Origin of the sequence: Chitinophaga sp., from assembly GCF_017745275.1 — a bacterium.
In the GTDB taxonomy this organism is placed as follows: Bacteria; Bacteroidota; Bacteroidia; order Chitinophagales; family Chitinophagaceae; genus Chitinophaga.
Genome location: NZ_JAGHZS010000002.1, coordinates 663,485 through 681,026, shown reverse-complemented (window position 1 = coordinate 681,026; position 17,542 = coordinate 663,485). Strand labels below are relative to the sequence as shown.

Below are 17,542 nucleotides of genomic sequence, written 5' to 3'. Positions count from 1 at the left end.
GTTTTTCTGACGATCCAAAAATAGTCGATTCCATATATATGACATATACTTGGAAACAAGGAGTCAAATATACCTGTTTCCAGGTATCCGCTACTGTGGGCAAAACGTCTCCACCTATCCCAACATACGGCGAATATTACACGCTAAATTTGTAATTTATTGGCACAACATCCAAAAATGGCCCTTATGTCCACGAGAACAGTTCTCTTAGTATTTTTCTTCATTGCCTGTGCCCTTACAGGATATACGCAGCAAAAGATCAACGAAAAAATCTATTCTGCGTATCTTTCGGACACTATTTATTACACCGTTTATACACCTGCAGGATGGGATGGTGAGCAGAAATCAGCTGTCATGTATTCGTTTAACTATGGCATGGTTACCGGTGAGCTGATCGCTGCACAGGCAGATTATTTCTCCCGGGCGAATTATACTTATCCGGCTACGATTGTAGTCAATATACAGGCTGAGATGGATCGTATCGGGTTTACCTATCGCACGGCGCAGCTCACCGCAACAGGTAAACAATTTGTGAACTGTCTCAAAAATGAAATACTACCTGCTGTTGAAAAGAAGTATAATACTGGCTTTCGTAGTTACGTTGGGCATTCCTATGCGGCCAGTTATGCCAACTATTTGTTCCTGCATGAATGGGGAATTTTTAACGGTTATATATTGTTGGCACCGGAGAAAGTAGACGAAGCCCCCTCGTTTTTCTCTATACCAGACAAGGCCAAAGACTTTTACAACCATAATACTACATTTTATTATGTTGCCGTAGGTGCAGGTGATATGACCCGCCGGCAGGATTATGCCAGGGAAATAGCGCTTAAAGTAAAAGCGCTCGATAGTTCCCGTTTTTTCTTTCAACGGGACAGTATCCCTATGGCGGATCACAGCAACATCGTGATGCTGGGCCTACCCTTTGCATTTGAACATCTCTACCAGCTTTATAATCCCAATACAGATGCCGGCCATACACAGGATGTGACGGAGGAATTACAGTCCTTTTGCCAGCGTACCATAGCGGCTTATCAAATTCCACCTGGTAAAACATTCCCTTATTACAATCATTTTATCCAGTTAGCGATTTCAAATAATGATACAACAGGGCTGCTAAAGGTGACTAACTTCTTTCTGAATGATAAAATGAAAGGATGGAATATCATGCAACTGGGTATGTATTGCTACCGGCTTGGCCTGAAGGATCAATCAAAAAACTATATCATGCAGGCCATCACGAAAATCCGGGAACAGGAAATGGATACGGAGCTAGGGCCTCCCAACCTGGCCGCCTGCTATAGTTTCCTGGCTAATAACCTGCTGCAAGGTGATAAGAAGGAGGCCTGGGAATACCTGAAAAAAAGCAGGGAGTTAAGCGTGCTCCGTACTACAAATGGTCACAAAAATATAGATATATATTATGACATGGGGGTATTTGCCGCAGACAACGATTATAATGTAAAAGAAGGCCTTAGCTGTTTAAAACAGTTTGTAACCCTGGCAAAAGATGTCAGTGAAGATGGCCACTGGCTTGCTTACCGCAAAACCGATTACTATATAGGCAAGTGTTACCTGCTTTTAAACGATAAAGTGAATGCACGCATCTACCTGGAAAAAGCCCTTAAAATAAACCCAGGGCATGTGGCTGCTAAAGCATTAATGCAGGAACTGTAGCAGGCGTCGCAAATAACCCTTTAAATTGTCGTAACGCGCCACCCTGTCCACCAGAATTTCGATACATCTTTGTGGTGTCAGATCAATGGCAATGGAGCAGCAACCATTTAAAAACGGGCGGAACCGAAAAGCCAGAAGAGTAGGAACCAAAAAAGTATTTTATGTCAAACAATAGCGTTTCTTTACACAGGGTTCTTAAAACCACTCCGGAAAAATTATACCGTGCATTTACAGAAGCTACAGCGATTGCTTCCTGGTTGCCTCCTTATGGCTTTCTATGTACTGTTCATGAAATGAATGTGAAAGTGGGTGGCACGTTTAAGATGTCATTCCAGAATTTTGGTACGGGTCATAGCCACTCCTTCGGTGGCAGTTACCTGGAACTGAAGCCCAATGAAGGATTAAAATACTCTGATACTTTTGATGATCCCAATATGCCGGGAGAAATGGTGACTACTGTTGTATTAAAAAAGAACCTGGCGGGAACCGAAATAAAAATAACACAGGAAAATATTCCGTCCATGATACCGGCAGAAATGTGCTACCTCGGCTGGCAGGAATCTTTGGAAAAACTGGCAAAGCTGGTGGAACCAGAGATCCCGGATGGCTTTTAATAACAACAAAGTCTCCTCATATATTACGCGTCCAAAGGTTAAACTTCCTGTTTAACCTTTGGGCGCGTGGTGCTTCCGGGAACAGGGGAACGTGCATCTTACCATTTTTTTATTATCTTAAAGTATTGTCCTAATCAACAAACAACGAGCACCATATCCCATATGCGCAAACATCTACCTCTGTTCACTGACTGGCGGCCTTTTGGCATTATCCTTTATCTCTTGCTGGCCGGTATATGCGGCCAGGGGCAGCAGCGCGACAGTAGTCGTCTGCCGCAAAGAGCTGATAGTACCAGCCCCGGCTTTGTAACAAGTATGCAGCAATACGGGAAGAAGGCGTCAAAAAAATCTATCGACGAGTTTGCAGCCCGGAAAATAGCGATGCGCCAGGAAATCCTTTTTGAACAAACCAACATCATCCTGCAACGCGCTAAAAATTATCTCCGTACAGGTATCGACACCAATCACATCAAAAACTCTTTAGATAAAATAAAGGAGTGGTCGGCACTTGCCGGTGATGGCATATTTGTGAATAAAGGCAGCGCCCAGTCATACAGAAATCTAACGAATTCGTACAACCTGCTACTGGTGCTACAGAAACGGGTGGAGGACATAAAAAACCAATTGGATAAACATCATGCAGCGCTAAATTCTTTTGCCTATCAACTGGACTCGCTGTCTACGGACCCCGCTATCTTTACGTTTCCTGACGACTCTGTGCAACTGATCAGGTACATTCAAAAAATGAAAAACATTGCCCGTGGATTGAGTCCTATGGATAACCAACTCAAACAAGCTACCGCTAAAATAGATGAGTTGCTGGCCCCTACCAATACCCTGCTATACGACATCAACTCCCAGATGGAGGAAATAGAGCAATACCAACTCACTATCTATGCAAGGACGTTTGACCGTGACTTTCCGGCATTATGGCAACCCTTTCAAAAGGCCAGGCCACTAAAAACTATTCTTTATTATTCATGGGAAAAATCGTTGCTCACCCTCCGGTTTTATTTGGCCAATAACAAAGGAAAAGTGTTCCTGACATTAGTGGTGTTGCTGGGCGCCATCTTTTATATTCAATCCCTGAAGAAGGTAAGTAGTCAATCTGAATATACGCAAACCGAGAAAAGGTTATTATTTAAATTCCCTGTATTGTCAGCCATCATTGTGGTATTCAGCTTATTCCAATTCCTGTTTTTAGCGCAGCCTTTCTTGTTTACGGCCATATGCTGGGCATTTCCGGCCATTTCGCTAACGTTTGTTTTCCGGGGTTATATCAGCCGGTATTGGCTACGTTTCTGGGTCCTGTTACTGGTTCTATTTTTCCTGGCTTGCCTGGACAACATGGTGCTGCAGGCTTCCCGGCCGGAGCGCTGGGCGATGGTGGTGTTGGCGTTGTGTGGTATCGTACTCGGGACTTCTGCCTGGTCGCCTGCCAACCGTGCGCAACTGAAAGAAAAATGGATCATATATGCCATTGGCTTAATGGTGATATTAGAAGTGGCCTCCATTGTGACTAACCTGGTGGGTTGTTACAATCTTTCCAAAACGTTGCTCACAAGCGGCTATTTCAATGCCGTTATTGCCATCCTCTTTCTGTGGACCGTCCGGATTATCAATGAGGCGATGGAAGTGGGTGCTATTGTGTATACAACAGCCGACCCCGGACCTTTAAACATCAACTTCCAGAAGATAGGCAACCGCGCCCATCCCCTGTTTTATTTATTGCTGATAGTAGGATGGTTCCTGTTATTTGGCCGTAATTTTTATGCTTTCAAATTAATGACAGATCCTTTCAGGGCCTTCCTCTCTGCGGAACGGCAGATCGGAGACTTTACCTTCAGCATTGACAACATCACGATATTTATAGCAATTGTGATGTTATCGGTGATTATCTCCCGGATCGTATCTTTCTTTGCGGGCGACAACAACCGATATGCCACCACCGCTGCAGGGAAGCAAAGAACAGGCATTGGTAGCTGGATCTTACTGGTACGTATTGGCATTATTACGCTTGGCGTATTGCTGGCATTTGCCGCAGCTGGCATTCCGATGAGCAGGCTGGCCCTCTTTATGGGCGCCATTGGTGTTGGTATCGGTTTTGGATTACAATCGCTCGTTAATAACCTGGTGAGTGGCCTGATCATCGCCTTTGAAAAACCTATTAATGTAGGGGATGTCATTGACATCAAAGACCAGTCAGGAAAGGTAAAATCCATCGGCTTCCGCAGCAGTACCATTGCCACAACTGACGGTGCCGATCTGATCATGCCCAATGGCGACCTGCTCACCGCGCACCTGCTGAACTGGAGCTCTAATGGCCACAAACGCCGGATGGCCATCACCGTAGGCGTATCTTATGATACAGATCTTGAAAAAGCCAAAGCGTTATTGCTGGAGCTCTTCACCGGGGACAAACGCATCCTTGGTTACCCGGCGCCAAAAGTGATCTTTAAAGAATTTAATCAAAGCTCTATAGACATTCAGCTATTCTTTTGGGTGCGACACCTGGCAGAAGCGGTGGATATAAAAAGTGATTTGATTGCAGCCATTACCAGCGCATTCCGGGAACATGGTATCAGCATTCCTTTCCCCCAACAGGATATACATATTTCGCCGTTAAATCCACCTACGGGGGGTCCACGCATCCAACAAAAAGATTAGCATCAGTAAGCTCCACATGTGGCGTGGAGCTTACTGATTTGGTGTATTATACCTTTCCATAAATTTCTACCATTACCTTATCTCCCGCTTTTTTACCAATCACTTTGCGGACTTTCTGATTAACGCCCAACAGATGGGTACCATCTTTAAGGGGTAAGAATGAATTTTCAAATTCATAGCCATCAATATTGCCCCGTACTTTTACAGGTCGCCGGGTACCAAAGGTATCCGCTACGCCGTCCCAGACAATATAGGTCCAGGACCCTTTACCAGGCTCCGTTTGCAGGGTGGTATGCAGCCTGACATTTACTTGCTGTGCCATAGTAGATTTGTTAAGATTTGAAGAAAGCGGTTAACACTGACAGTACTACTTCTGCCGCCGGCAAATGATCCTGTCCTTTTGCCACTGTATAAACAGCGTTGGGAATAGCTTCCCGTAGTTGTTGGGCCACCGCCTGCAGAGATTCCGGGCTTTTTTCTCCCACAATAATCTGGGCAGGTGTAGTCAGGCCGGCTACTTCCTTTACTGGTGGCAGCGCACTGGCCAGTGTAGTATCATAAGCTAATGTAGGGGCCAGGTCCACCATTATTTGCCAGTCGGGGTACAAGCTTTCGAAAGCCTCTTGCGGAATCCCGATACCTTCCAGGAACCCGGTGATCGCTTCCTGGTTTTTTCCGGCTTGCAACAATTGGTACAAGTCGCTGCTAAGTGCTTTAAATTCCTCCAGGGAGGCGGCATCCGGGCAATATGCAGCATCATACATGGCCAGCTTACTTACCTTATTACCCAGTGTGAGCGCCGCTTTCAACGCCAGTATAGCACCGGAAGAATGACCATACAAAAATGCCTGACCTCCTGCCGCGTCAATCATGGCTTCGATGTCTTCTATTTCACGTTCCACGGCGTATGGTAACGTATTACCGCTATCACCGCGTCCGCGGCGATCGTAATTGTATACTGTGAATTCCGTTGAAAAAACGGACACATCGTACAGCACGGGATTAAATTCCCGGTAACAGGTGGCACCGGTAATAAAAATTAAAGCAGGGCCATTGCCTGTTACATTGTAGGCCAGTGTTGTTCCATCTTTACTAAGTGTTGTTTTCATCATGATCTGTTTTTAAAATGTTTCCGATGTAATACAATACAAAGGTAGATGGTCCATTTCCCGCCACTTTGTTCATAATCCGCTTTGAATGGTATATTTACCTGTTGGGCTGATTTCTGAACTCCAGTGGCGTAGCGCCCACATTTTTCTTAAAGAACTTATTAAAATTTGCCGGGTCAGAAAAATTCAATTGGTAACAGATTTCGGAGATATCCAGGCTGGTATAAAGAATTAAAGACTTCGCCTCCGTTATAATACGTTGATGAATGAAGAAGAGGGCATTTTGCCCGGTGGTATTTTTTATATACTCAGAGAGATACTTAGGCGTAATGGAAAGCATAGCGGCATATTCATTTACGGTCCTTTTCTCTATATAGTTGTCGTTTACCAGTTGCATATACTGTTTAAACAAAACGGACTCTGGCCGGATAATCCGCTCCTGTTGCTGACTAAGCTGTATAAATCCCTTCAACTGATATAAGGTCGCTAACATTTTCAGGCTGGCTACCGTATGATGTTTATCATCTGCCTTTTCGTAAGCTTCATAAAAATCTTCGAAGGATATTGAAAACTCCCGGAATTGTTCATCTGACAATTCGTAAAAATGTGTTTGTTGCACGTCGAAAAACGGGAACTGCCTTTCAAAATCAGGTTTAAAGAAGGAGAAGCAGGCTTTCTTAAAATAAATGAGATAGCCGTAAGCATATTCCGTACGATAAAAGCTGGAAAGCAGTCCAGGCGCCTGGAAAACGAGCGAACTATTCATGCGCATTTCCTTCATATTGTCGTACACAATGCGGGATTGCCCCACCCCGCTCAAGAGCGCCATAAAATAAAATGACCTTCTGAAAGGAGGTTTATAGAATTTTTTCACATCTTCTCCCTTGCTTACCCGGAAACAGAAGAGATCCGGGTTGGTGGTTCTGTCAGGAAATGGTGTGCTGGCAAAGAATTCATTGATATCGTCGTAGAACGGGATGATTGCTTTGGAATGACCCATCGGTGAAAACGGTTTTAATCAGGAATAGTGCTACAGGTGGTGATGCTATTGGTTGATGAAGATAGGGAAAATATAAAAAGGTAAACCATGCATGTTGCGCATGGTTTGATTTTACCTGGTCTACGCTTATACCAGCGTTAATAATGTACATGCGTTACCTGCTGTACTCGCTTCTTTGGTATTATTCCTGATTGGTTTCTTTGGGTTATATTTTTTTTCGACGGGGTGTAGGAAAAATGATAAATAACCTAATCACACAAAACATCAGCTATTGCTAAAGGAGATAAGCCCGTTATCTTCGCCGCCCGCCCAAAACGAATCATCATCTACTCCCAGCGCACATTGTGGAGATAAAGGAAATAACTCCTTCTCCTGCTATGCGCCAACAGCAAAATGTAACAACTGAAAAATCCCCCAGTAAGGTTTTCCTTTCTCCAGGGTGATAAGATGACTTTCACCGTTGCGCGCTTTCAACACAAGACGGGTGAAATCTGTTTTCATCATAACGCGGTCCTTATACTCTTCAGCTAGTGCCATATTCACCGTCACCAATTCTCCATAAGGTAGTGACACTATCTCCCCTTTCCCTGATGCGATTACCCGGTCGCCTGTTACCAGCACCCAATTGGCATCATCTTCCCGGAAGCAGACCAATGGCTGCTCTGCAGCCAAGAGAAAGCTCAATTGAAGAGGATAAATGGATTTATTTCCTTCGTGGATGATACGTGTTTTTATGCCTTCTTCGCCTTTTCTTTTGAAGATAGATAGTAATATGGAAGGCTTCTTTGGTTCCATGTTATAAACGATTCAATGTTTGGCTCAAAGGTAAATGAATATAGCCATCAATAATGTAGCAGGAGTGATTTGGTGAGATAGGAATGTAAATGGGTTTGTTACTATTATTAACTGTCAGGCACCAGATACGCGATTTGGCACCCAACAGTACACTGTTATATAGTAGTCCGTAAAGATCTGATAAATGATGCCGTTAATTCACTTTTACGAACTTGACGGTGATATTTTTATTATCATTTCGTTTCAATACAGCGAAATAAATACCACCTCCAAGTTTGGCTGTATTCACAGTAACACTCGATTTTCCTGTAACGTTGATGAGTGGTAACTGAGGCGTACCATAACTATCCAGTATTTCCAGGGTGGTCCAGTTGTCTGTGAGTTTAATCTGATCCATAATCAATACATCACTTACTGGATTGGGCCTGATGATTGGGTGCTGGGATACGATCGTACTGTTTTCTCCGTAATAAACCGGATCGGAAAGGCTATAGCAGGTGCCCAATATAGCTTCTACTTTATATCTGCCAGGAAAGACCGGCGTGTAACGATTATTCGTTCCTGTACTTACAGCAGGATAACTGGCGGTATCCTGTTCTACGTTCTTCCATTTGAAAACGGTACCCGGTGTGCTGTTTATCACTACCAGTTCGGTTCCATCAATTTGCAATACTGGTTTTATCCATTGATACCAACGCAGTAAAATGGTGTTTGATATAAATGTCTGCTGGCAACTGCCAACGGCGGGTACTACCTTGCAAAAATAATGATGCGTCGCATTGTCGAATATTGCATTGGGTTTATATACCACACTGTCACGAACAAATAAAATAGTTTCCAGGAGCCTGGAGTCTCCCTTCTCGTCCGTCTCATAAAATTCTATTTTACTACCTGCATCAATAGTAGCCGAAGTAAAGACGAGTTGTTTGGGCTCATCTGCACAGTCTGAAGAGGAACGATCTACCAGTTTTCCACTGGCTGCGGTAGTGTTGCCTTTTGTCATGGTGATGGTATTGCTCTTGTAATCCCTGCCGGTAATACAAAAACCCTCCTCAACAGACATTGTTGTGTATATGCTATCACCTGTATGCAGACCAGTCTTCGTCAGCACCAATCCGGTTTCATTGGGCACCAGGGAGCCATTGTAGTACCACTTGTAAGATGGTTTGTTATACGCTTCGACGTGCTGCGTAACTGCAGTAAAAGTATAGCGGGTGGCGTCGTTGCCGGAGCAGGTGAGAGTAGCGTTGGATGTAAGTAATACCTGAGGCAGCTCTGGATGCAGCACATTAACTTCCAGTTTACGACTCTCTGCTATCGCTTTATCCGGACAAACTCCTTTGCTGATGATCTTCGCCTGGAAACGGTGATTTTCTGTCAAGGTATCAACTACATAATTAGGTGCCTTGTTATTGAGACGTACACTATCATCCATCCACCATTGGTATTCTGATGCATCACCAACAGCATAAGCAGTCGTTCTAAGAACAACCCGTGTTCCAGGACAATAGGTGCCTGTCATGTCTGCCAAATCCAGGTCTAAAAAGGGGAATGTGTTAGGTGTTACCTGGATGCCGGTATATTCACCGGGGTTGTTGTCCACGAGGCAACGATATGTAAACCCATTAATAGAAGCACCTACGTGTTTCAGTTGTAATGTTTTACCGGTGGTATTGGCATATAACGTATCGTTGAAAATATCCGTGAAATCGCCGCCTGTTTTCAATACCTGCCACTGGTATTTATTCCCGCTGATATTACTGGTAATACTGGTATCCACGCCGTTACAAAGTGAGAGGTTGGCCACTTCATCATACCTGTTTCTGGATACCCAGGTACCACATTCCCGATTTCCAAAAAGGACCAGGTCCGGTTTGGAATCGCCATCCAGATCACCCACTGCAGCCCAACCACTGCCATCGACGCCATTGCGTACAGGCACAAAAGGTAGAAACCTGATAGAGTCGCTGGTGCTCACATTCTTCATCAGACTTCCTTTGCCGCCAAGCGCACTGTGGTTCATCAAAAGGTCTGGTAATCCATCTCCATCAAAATCTCCCGGCGCTATCTGATTCGCCCAGAGAGGTACAAACCCATAGGAATCGTATTCAAAGGGGCGTCCATAAACTGAACCATCGGGGTCTACGTTATTTTTACAAAAATCTAATATCAGATCAAAATTTCCGGTTCTATCTGCTGCCACCAATGCCACGTCTACTTTATCATTATTATTCCAGTCATTCAATGCCACCACTACATCACGCGCTCCTATTTCGAACTTATTCCAACTCACATTTATTCTTCCAGGAATACTATTATTATAATAAACCGTTCGACCGTCATAAACATCTATCTTGCCATCTTTATTGATATCTGCAAAGGCCAGTGTCTTAATCTTGTCAGGGCCGTGGGAATAAAACTCTCTGAATGCCACAGGATCATCTAATGAGAAAGTATTACCTGCCCCGGTATTTCTGAACATCCTCACTCCATCTGGCGACGCATGGATGATATCCGGCTTTCCATCCCCATCGAAATCATGAATAGAGATACAGGACGCATTGGGTGAGGTTACGGTATAAGGAGACTGGAGTTGAATACTTCCGGTAGTGCTGTTATTGAGATAAATATAGAGCTGACTATTTTCCGGATTATAGATAGCGATATCTGGCTTACCATCAGTATTTAAGTCCATGACCGCCGGGTTAGACAACGGCGTAGGCGTCCCTATAATGATGACCCATTCGGCGGTATCCTTCAATGGATTCAAAAAACCTTTTCCTTTGATAGGAATAAAAAATGGTTCATCAAATTGCATTTTACCCGGTGTACTGGTATTACGGTAAATAATGAGGTTGTCATAATCATGAGTAATAATATCCTGCTTACCATCATTATCCATATCCATTAACACCCCTCCGGCACGGCCATGTAATCTTAGATTCAGATCAAAGGTAGAAGTAGAAAAGCCTTTTTTAGGGCCGGGGAAGGTTACTCTAAAGAATTCGGTGTACTCGCCCACATGCTGTCCGGAAGTCACGGAAATAGGCCCTGTACTGGTATGAGCAGGCACCTTTACTTTCAGAGCAGTAGTTGTAGCACTGATGACCTCCGCTGTTACACCACTGAAATTAACGGTATTTTCACTGGCAACAGCGCTAAAATTTTCACCTGTAATAGTAACTTCTGTCCCTACGGGTCCCATCAGAGGCGATATCCGCTGGATGACCGGAGCTCGACCAAAACTAAATCCATTCCAGGTACCTGTTCCCGCGGAATTGGTCACTTGAATATTTCCGGTAAAACGATTGCCCACCACAAAGACAATGGTTGATGCATCTACCACCTTAAAATACGGTGCGGGTTGATCTCCCAACATGAGGCCAGATACCTGCGAAAAGTTCAGTCCTTTTAGGGTAATGGTGTCTCCTTTGTTACCATTCGCTGGCAAACAGTTGTCGATATAAGGTTTGGGCGTACAGTTATTTTGATACAGCAATAATTTATTCACAACAGTATCCAGCAGGAGAATATCTCTTTTATTATCTCCATCCAGGTCTGCAACCGTAAAGTAAGCGACCGGATTATTCAGCTTCAGCACAGTGCCGGTCGCAAAATAGCCGGCACCTTCTCCATAGATATTATGATAGAGGTACATTTTTTTAGCATCTTTTATTCCGTGCAATACATCTGCTCTTCCGTCGCCATCCATATCCTGCAAGAGTGCCCGGGTAGGTACCTGTGACAGGGGAGCCGAAGAAAAATCTTTGAGCTCGATCATATTCAATTCTCCCACCTTCTCATTATCGCCAGGGGTGGAAGAGGCGATGGCAACGCTACGACCGTAATTGACGGTCCCATAATCAAATAGTCCATCTTTGTTGTAATCTCCGGCCACCGGGTCATTGTCGGCCTCCACACCGGCGCGCTCCAATACAAGACTATCAGGAAGACTATAATTGTAAATACCAGTGCCTCCTCCAACCATAGGGAAAGAGAACAACAGGGTTGGCTGAGGACGTCCAAAGAGTGTTATCGCAGAAGCATCCCATATGGAAGACTCGTAATAGGTAAAAGCAGTGACGGTAGAATTTTCAAATGAAGTGGTACCGGATTCGCTATAATTAGTTCTTACTACTGCGTCATTTTCGATTCTTTGTACAAGATCAGGTCTACCGTCCTGGTTAATGTCTGCTACTTCCAACAATATCCCTGGAATGGCTGGGATAGGTTTATAGGAGATATCTCCCGGAGTAGAAGTGTTGATGTAAATGTATGTATTGCCGTCTGCATTATTTCCAATGGAAAGGTCAATTTTCCCGTCATTATTGACATCTGCGGTAACTACCTTAAACAGCGCATTGGGTGCAGAAAGACCTGCGGTAATAACTTCATGATCTGTAAAGCTGATTATACCGCCATTACTATTATTTCTAGAGATAACTACCTGATTCGTTTTGGTATCCGGTGTGATCAGGTCAGGTTTTCCATCTCCGTCTAAATCAGCTATGGCTGTTCTTCCAGGATGCTGCAGGAGGCCGCCCGCATCAAAGCTTTGCGCGGAACCAAAAGATAAAGGATTGATACTTCCTCCGTTCGGGAAGGTCAAATTGAAGGCATAGGGCGAGGTAGCAGTAAGTGATCCTTTAGTTACACTGATATTTTTATAGGGGGCACCCGTTGGTACTTTCACCTTAATACTGGTAGAAGTAGCGGATATTACCTGCCCTCTTATACCACCGAAGTAAACGATGTTGCTATCGGGAGTGCTACCAAAGTTCGCGCCCGTAATAGTGACAGTTGTACCAACAGGGCCTTCCAATGGACTTATTCCGGATATCACAGGGCCACGATAGTAATGGAACAGGTTAGTAGTGATCACAGTATCCGGCCCTATCAATTGAATAATCCCATTCGTTGTATAGGGAACGGAAATCTGGATACTATCATTGCCTAATATTTTAAATGCTTTGGCGGGTATATTTCCCACTTTCACCTGGGTTACACTGGTAAGGGAGGTTCCTTGCAGCACTACATGTGTGTTGGTAGTCCCCATTTTAGGAAAAACGTCAGAAAAGGTGGGGATGGCACGATAACCTTTGAGGGATACAGTATTCACGGGGGTATAAATCACCAGGTCGCCGGAAGTTCCTGAACCGGCCACTACACGTAACGTATTTTTATTGATCACCTGCCAGGAAGCAGCCCTACTGCCGCCCAGGGTAACAGAGTCGATTATAGTGAAGTTATCGCCTTTTATGATGATAGGATCTCCTGCCCTTGCCTTTAAAGGAGAAAAACTGGCCGCCAGACATTCCATCATAGCAGGACCACCACCATTGTTACTCATCTCCAGTATTCTCTTCCGCGATACCCACATATAGTCGTTTCCCATCGTTTTAAACTGACAGTCCTCCCCCCACCAATCGCGCTCCGAGAAAGTGGATGTTCTGGCAATCCGCAGCCAGGTCACACCACCGTCGATGGTTTTATATAACTTGTTATTTTGGGCCGCTCCAAAACCGAGGGTATCGTTTATCATGTTCACTACAAGCAACGAATCGATGTAACTTCCGTTTTGTGGCGTTTTATTCCAGGTGTATCCGCTGTCAAGCGTAACATAGAGATGGTTATAGTTCACCCCATTAACTGGCTCTGAGACAAAGGCCCAGCCCTTTGACGGCGATACCATAGAAAACTGGGCATTGGACCAGTCCGCAGGAATAGGCATTTTCCTAAATGTACTATCCGCCATCGATTTATAGAGTACTGGATTGTCTCCAGCTACATTGCAGGCAAATACATAAACTGCGCTAAAAGCAAAGAGCTTACCAATACGAGACTGATATGCAAAATCGGTCACCTTCTTCCATGTTTGTCCTCTATCGGTGCTAACATGGGTAGACCATCCATCCAGAATAACTACTGTGTTCGTGCCTGGTAAAGGATTTACCCGGATATCATAGAATGTGACGGAAGAAGAAATGGCGAATACTATCCTGAAAGTTTTTCCTTTGTCAATTGATAATAACAATGCATCCCCTCTGCCTATTTCTGCTGTCAACAATACCTCCTTTGCACTGAGCGCAGTGGCTGTCAAGATCCGGATTTCAGCGGTGGTATCAACAGGCATTCCATTCCGATTGGTATTGGTCCAGGAAACGGCAATAGGCATAAACGTGCGACCGCTATCACCCGTATAGGCCAACATGTTGTGATCATTGTACGGATTATGGTCTCTAAAAGTAGCATATCCCTCCGCCGGCGTACCGAAACTATAACTGAGGATTTCCTCGTAAGCAGCAGTACGGTATACTTCACGTACTTGACCACGAACAATACTAATACCCACAACAAAAAGAAAAATGAATACAGACAGGGATCTTCTCAGGGAAGCATATCGCGATTTGCAGTACAGCATTATATCAGGTTTAGGGACGGGGAACCCACTGGCTCCACGGGAGTATAAAGATATACAAAAGGCTGTTAAATACCTGATATGGCGACGGCCCTCTCCGTAAATCCAACACTATTCCGCTATCAAAAAGGTGAACAGGCCTTATATCCAACGTAAAGTTTTCAAGACACAAGTAGCAACAACATCTTACTAATTTTGCTATTTCACCGGCACCGGCAGAAAAAATTCTAAAATTATTTCCCCAGGGACCTCACTGGCTCATTAAATTAATCCTGGAACATACACCTGCTAATATTTTCAACCTGGTGAAAAGAAATGAAAGAGAGCTGCCGGCTCCTTTCTTAAAAAATTATAAACGCCGGTTACATGGGCTGTACAACGAGAAAGAACAAACACTGTGACAGCATGCTCAGGATAACAGGGAGATAAAAGAGAAAACCCTGCACCAACCAACTACGGGAAGCAAATTTGCATTAAACACAGCAGCAGGTTATCGCTGGGCGTCCGATACTCCACAATAACCTGCTGGTAAAATTATATTTCCAACGTCCACGTCTATACGCCAAACTGCCGCAAATGATGATCGCAATGTTTATAAATCAGTTCCCCTAATTGCTGTTGGCTTAATTTTCCAAAAAACCAGTGAACAAAGCTATCCTGTGAGTAGGTGCTGTACCGGGTAACGACCTGTTTCCAGTTTTCCCGCTCTGCGGGAAAGTTTAAATTGGTATCGCTGACTTTAAACTGCCGCCCTGTTGGCGCATTTCGTCCCATTACGGATTCCTCATTTTTCAATATCGCGCCAATAGCATGCCTGCCTACAATTCGTCCTAAAAAAGAACGGGATACCGGTACATTTCCAAAGTAATATTCATCACACAGCCGGCAATGCTTTACCATTTGCGCTACGGTCATTTTACCCCACTGCGCTTTGCTTTCCGGCTGCAGGGAGTTAATTCTGTTCAACACATCCTTTCGGATCTCTTCGTTAAATATAGACTTCAGCATCAGGATTGTAATTGCGCCAGTGAAAACCAATTGCCGGAATCATCGAGGAATAAGGCCTCAAAACCATAGAATTCTTTGGTGGGTGGCTTTTTAAACACCACTCCTTTTGCCTTTAATTCTTCATAAGTGGTCATGATATCCTTACAGGTAAATACAGCAGCGCCAAAGGCGCCTTTCCGGATTAAAGTGGTCATTGACTGTACCGTTTCCTTATCAAACATCGGGCTTTCGGTGACCAGGAAAAGCGTGATTTCCAGCTCCGGCTGCTCCGGAGGTGTAACGGTGAGCCAGCGGCCACCTGCTCCCATTGGTGCGTCTGTATGGACCTTAAAGCCCAGCTTATTCACATAAAAATCATAGGCGCTATCCTGGTTGAGCACATAAATGCAGGTATGTGTAAGTTTGGTGATCATGATTGACTTTTTACAAAGGTGGGTATTTTGTGGTAGTATGACCTCTTCAAAATTGCTATTTTGTCCAGCCCACGGTTTCTGCAAAGCAATTAGGGACAAAGCGCAAAGGATTGGACTGCATCGCGCTGTTCTTTTCCTCCTGCTCCTTTTGAAAAGCTGACGGCGTTTTACCTGTCATCTTTTTAAATACGCCTGCAAAGGCGGTGGGGCTATCAAAGCCCACCAGGATGGTGGTAGCCAGCACAGACTCTCCTTTTGCCAGCAGGATTTTAGCCTGGTCTATCCTTACTTTGACCAGGTAATTTTTAGGAGTGTAGCCGTAGCTGTTTTTAAATAACCGGATAAAATGGAATTTGGAAAAGTGTGCCTGCCCGGAGATATTATCCAGGTCCATCCGTTCGGCAAAATGACTGTCAATAAACAGCTTTGCCTTCACGATACGCTGGTATAAATAGATGCTCTCGTATTGCTCCATATAAAAATTAACGCTTACTAAATTTACGTTATTCACCGGGGTATTCCTAATACCCGTTATGCCAGTCGTGCTATTTTCCGGGCAAAACGTTCACCCAGTCCTTTCCACGCTTCCGTGTATGGGGGCTTGTTGTAATGCTGCTGTGCAAAGGCATAGGTAGCAGCTGACAGATGCCAGTTAAAAACATTTTCGAGGTATTTGATATCATCCAGCATCACGCGTTCCAGCACTTTCTGTTTGGAAATACCCGACTGCTGACAATACCTGTCCAGCCAGGCACCACGTCCCTGCTTCACATATAATACCAGCATATCTTCCGTGATAAATACCGTAGGAACACGCTCCATCTGCCAATCATTGGTGGCGATGACGGTGCATAACAAAGCATGTTCATAAAACTGCTCCGGTATATCTACCTGCAGAATTGCACCATGTTTGGCAGCAATGTAGCACAGCTCGCGGGTAATCAGTTCAGGCGGCAGATAACGCAGCGCTTTACCGTCTCTTGCTGCCGCGGCAGCCGCCACTTCTGCTGTGATGGCCTCACGGGGAAAATATTGCAATGCACCAATGTAGTAGGCCATGGCTTCGTGGCAAAGATTACTGGTGCGCATTTCCATGGGCACACGTTTCAGGTCGCACCAGTTGCGCCGTACTTTGGTACGCCAGTATTCCGGTGTTCGTTCGAAGGGTACCAGTACGCTTTCGCAGGCATCCAGGTCACGAATGATGTCTTCAAAATTGGTGGTTAAAGGATTGCTGAGTAACATCTGTAGGTTTTGGGAGATGATGGGATCTCCGTCTTCTCCTTCTCCACATTCGTTTTCAGCGGGACTTTCAGGATCGCGGTCGTTGTAGTAAAACCGGCTGATATTTTTCCGGAACGGCATCAGGTGATAATCATCTGCTATCATCACCTGGGCGGTAATGGTGCCATCGCATTGCATCCAGCCATGGTTGTAGTGTAGCAGGATGACTTCTTCCACACGGATATCTCCTTCTACGCGCACCGGCGATCCGCCAATGAGCAGGTTGCGGCAGCTAAGGTGGCCGGCTACGTATAGTGCCGGACCATAGTCGCCGGTTTCGTTGAGTACGCCGCCATCCACCGCCAGGTGGCCAAGTACCACTACACCCAAAGGAGGCCGGCCATCGGGCATATTATCCATTTTGTCGAGGTGCAGGTCGCCTTCAAATTGAAGATCGCCTTTATGCACATAGAAATAACCATCTGTGCCGATGATGTCCATGAACGCTTCTTCGCTTTCAAAAAATTTTAGCTGTACCTGGTGCTGGTTCAGCACCTGTTCTCCATAAACAATCTGAAATTCCTTCCACATGGTGCTAAGATCGTATAATTCTGCAT

General features: G+C 44.8%; 12 protein-coding genes. 3 read left to right on the top strand and 9 right to left on the bottom strand.

From position 1 onward, the window contains the following. Positions 1-186: 186 nt before the first annotated feature. From J7623_RS08495 to J7623_RS08485, 3 genes are all read left to right on the top strand, one after another. The gene (locus J7623_RS08495) at positions 187-1,677 is read left to right on the top strand and encodes a hypothetical protein (RefSeq protein WP_291919389.1); all 1,491 of its coding nucleotides are present in this window, start codon (positions 187-189) and stop codon (positions 1,675-1,677) included. 161 nt (positions 1,678-1,838) lie between these two features. After that, positions 1,839-2,291, top strand: a complete 453-nt coding sequence (locus J7623_RS08490) for an SRPBCC family protein (RefSeq protein ID WP_291919388.1) — start codon at positions 1,839-1,841, stop codon at positions 2,289-2,291. Positions 2,292-2,453: 162 nt separating this feature from the next. Continuing rightward, entirely contained in the window at positions 2,454-4,958 is a 2,505-nt protein-coding gene (locus J7623_RS08485) for a mechanosensitive ion channel domain-containing protein (RefSeq protein ID WP_291919387.1), read from the top strand. 46 nt (positions 4,959-5,004) lie between these two features. On the opposite strand, the gene J7623_RS08480 is transcribed toward J7623_RS08485, so the two are convergent. The 9 genes from J7623_RS08480 to J7623_RS08440 form a co-directional block, all read right to left on the bottom strand. Next, positions 5,005-5,280: a DUF1905 domain-containing protein gene (locus J7623_RS08480; protein WP_291919386.1), complete on the bottom strand. Its 276-nt coding sequence runs from the start codon at positions 5,278-5,280 to the stop codon at positions 5,005-5,007. Positions 5,281-5,290: 10 nt separating this feature from the next. Further along, positions 5,291-6,070 carry an alpha/beta hydrolase gene (locus tag J7623_RS08475; RefSeq protein ID WP_291919385.1) on the bottom strand — a complete coding sequence of 260 codons (780 nt, stop codon included), beginning with the start codon at positions 6,068-6,070 and terminating at the stop codon, positions 5,291-5,293. A gap of 94 nt (positions 6,071-6,164) precedes the next feature. After that, a complete protein-coding gene (locus J7623_RS08470) occupies positions 6,165-7,067 on the bottom strand; it encodes a helix-turn-helix domain-containing protein (protein ID WP_291919384.1) in 903 nt (300 codons plus the stop codon). A gap of 375 nt (positions 7,068-7,442) precedes the next feature. Further along, a complete protein-coding gene (locus J7623_RS08465; RefSeq protein WP_291919383.1) occupies positions 7,443-7,862 on the bottom strand; it encodes a hypothetical protein in 420 nt (139 codons plus the stop codon). Between the two features lie 193 nt (positions 7,863-8,055). Beyond that, entirely contained in the window at positions 8,056-14,283 is a 6,228-nt protein-coding gene (locus J7623_RS08460) for an FG-GAP-like repeat-containing protein (protein ID WP_291919382.1), read from the bottom strand. A gap of 552 nt (positions 14,284-14,835) precedes the next feature. Then, the gene (locus tag J7623_RS08455; RefSeq protein WP_291919381.1) at positions 14,836-15,288 is read right to left on the bottom strand and encodes a DUF1569 domain-containing protein; all 453 of its coding nucleotides are present in this window, start codon (positions 15,286-15,288) and stop codon (positions 14,836-14,838) included. Then, entirely contained in the window at positions 15,288-15,701 is a 414-nt protein-coding gene (locus tag J7623_RS08450) for a VOC family protein (protein ID WP_291919380.1), read from the bottom strand. The genes J7623_RS08455 and J7623_RS08450 overlap by 1 nt, the downstream gene beginning before the upstream one ends. Before the next feature lie 55 nt (positions 15,702-15,756). Continuing rightward, entirely contained in the window at positions 15,757-16,176 is a 420-nt protein-coding gene (locus tag J7623_RS08445; RefSeq protein ID WP_291919379.1) for an AraC family transcriptional regulator, read from the bottom strand. A 56-nt stretch (positions 16,177-16,232) separates the two neighbouring features. Further along, complete coding sequence (locus J7623_RS08440; protein ID WP_291919378.1) at positions 16,233-17,516, bottom strand: polymer-forming cytoskeletal protein; 1,284 nt, start codon at positions 17,514-17,516, stop codon at positions 16,233-16,235. Positions 17,517-17,542: the final 26 nt, after the last annotated feature.

What these genes read in the sequence shown, in the direction of transcription:
- J7623_RS08490 (WP_291919388.1), top strand. Translation starts at nt 1,839, where the DNA reads ATGTCAAACAATAGCGTTTCTTTACACAGGGTTCTTAAAACCACTCCG.
- J7623_RS08475 (WP_291919385.1), bottom strand. Translation starts at nt 6,070, where the DNA reads ATGATGAAAACAACACTTAGTAAAGATGGAACAACACTGGCCTACAAT.
- J7623_RS08450 (WP_291919380.1), bottom strand. Translation starts at nt 15,701, where the DNA reads ATGATCACCAAACTTACACATACCTGCATTTATGTGCTCAACCAGGAT.
- J7623_RS08495 (WP_291919389.1), top strand. Translation starts at nt 187, where the DNA reads ATGTCCACGAGAACAGTTCTCTTAGTATTTTTCTTCATTGCCTGTGCC.
- J7623_RS08440 (WP_291919378.1), bottom strand. Translation starts at nt 17,516, where the DNA reads ATGTGGAAGGAATTTCAGATTGTTTATGGAGAACAGGTGCTGAACCAG.
- J7623_RS08485 (WP_291919387.1), top strand. Translation starts at nt 2,454, where the DNA reads ATGCGCAAACATCTACCTCTGTTCACTGACTGGCGGCCTTTTGGCATT.
- J7623_RS08455 (WP_291919381.1), bottom strand. Translation starts at nt 15,288, where the DNA reads ATGCTGAAGTCTATATTTAACGAAGAGATCCGAAAGGATGTGTTGAAC.
- J7623_RS08480 (WP_291919386.1), bottom strand. Translation starts at nt 5,280, where the DNA reads ATGGCACAGCAAGTAAATGTCAGGCTGCATACCACCCTGCAAACGGAG.
- J7623_RS08465 (WP_291919383.1), bottom strand. Translation starts at nt 7,862, where the DNA reads ATGGAACCAAAGAAGCCTTCCATATTACTATCTATCTTCAAAAGAAAA.
- J7623_RS08470 (WP_291919384.1), bottom strand. Translation starts at nt 7,067, where the DNA reads ATGGGTCATTCCAAAGCAATCATCCCGTTCTACGACGATATCAATGAA.
- J7623_RS08460 (WP_291919382.1), bottom strand. Translation starts at nt 14,283, where the DNA reads ATGCTGTACTGCAAATCGCGATATGCTTCCCTGAGAAGATCCCTGTCT.
- J7623_RS08445 (WP_291919379.1), bottom strand. Translation starts at nt 16,176, where the DNA reads ATGGAGCAATACGAGAGCATCTATTTATACCAGCGTATCGTGAAGGCA.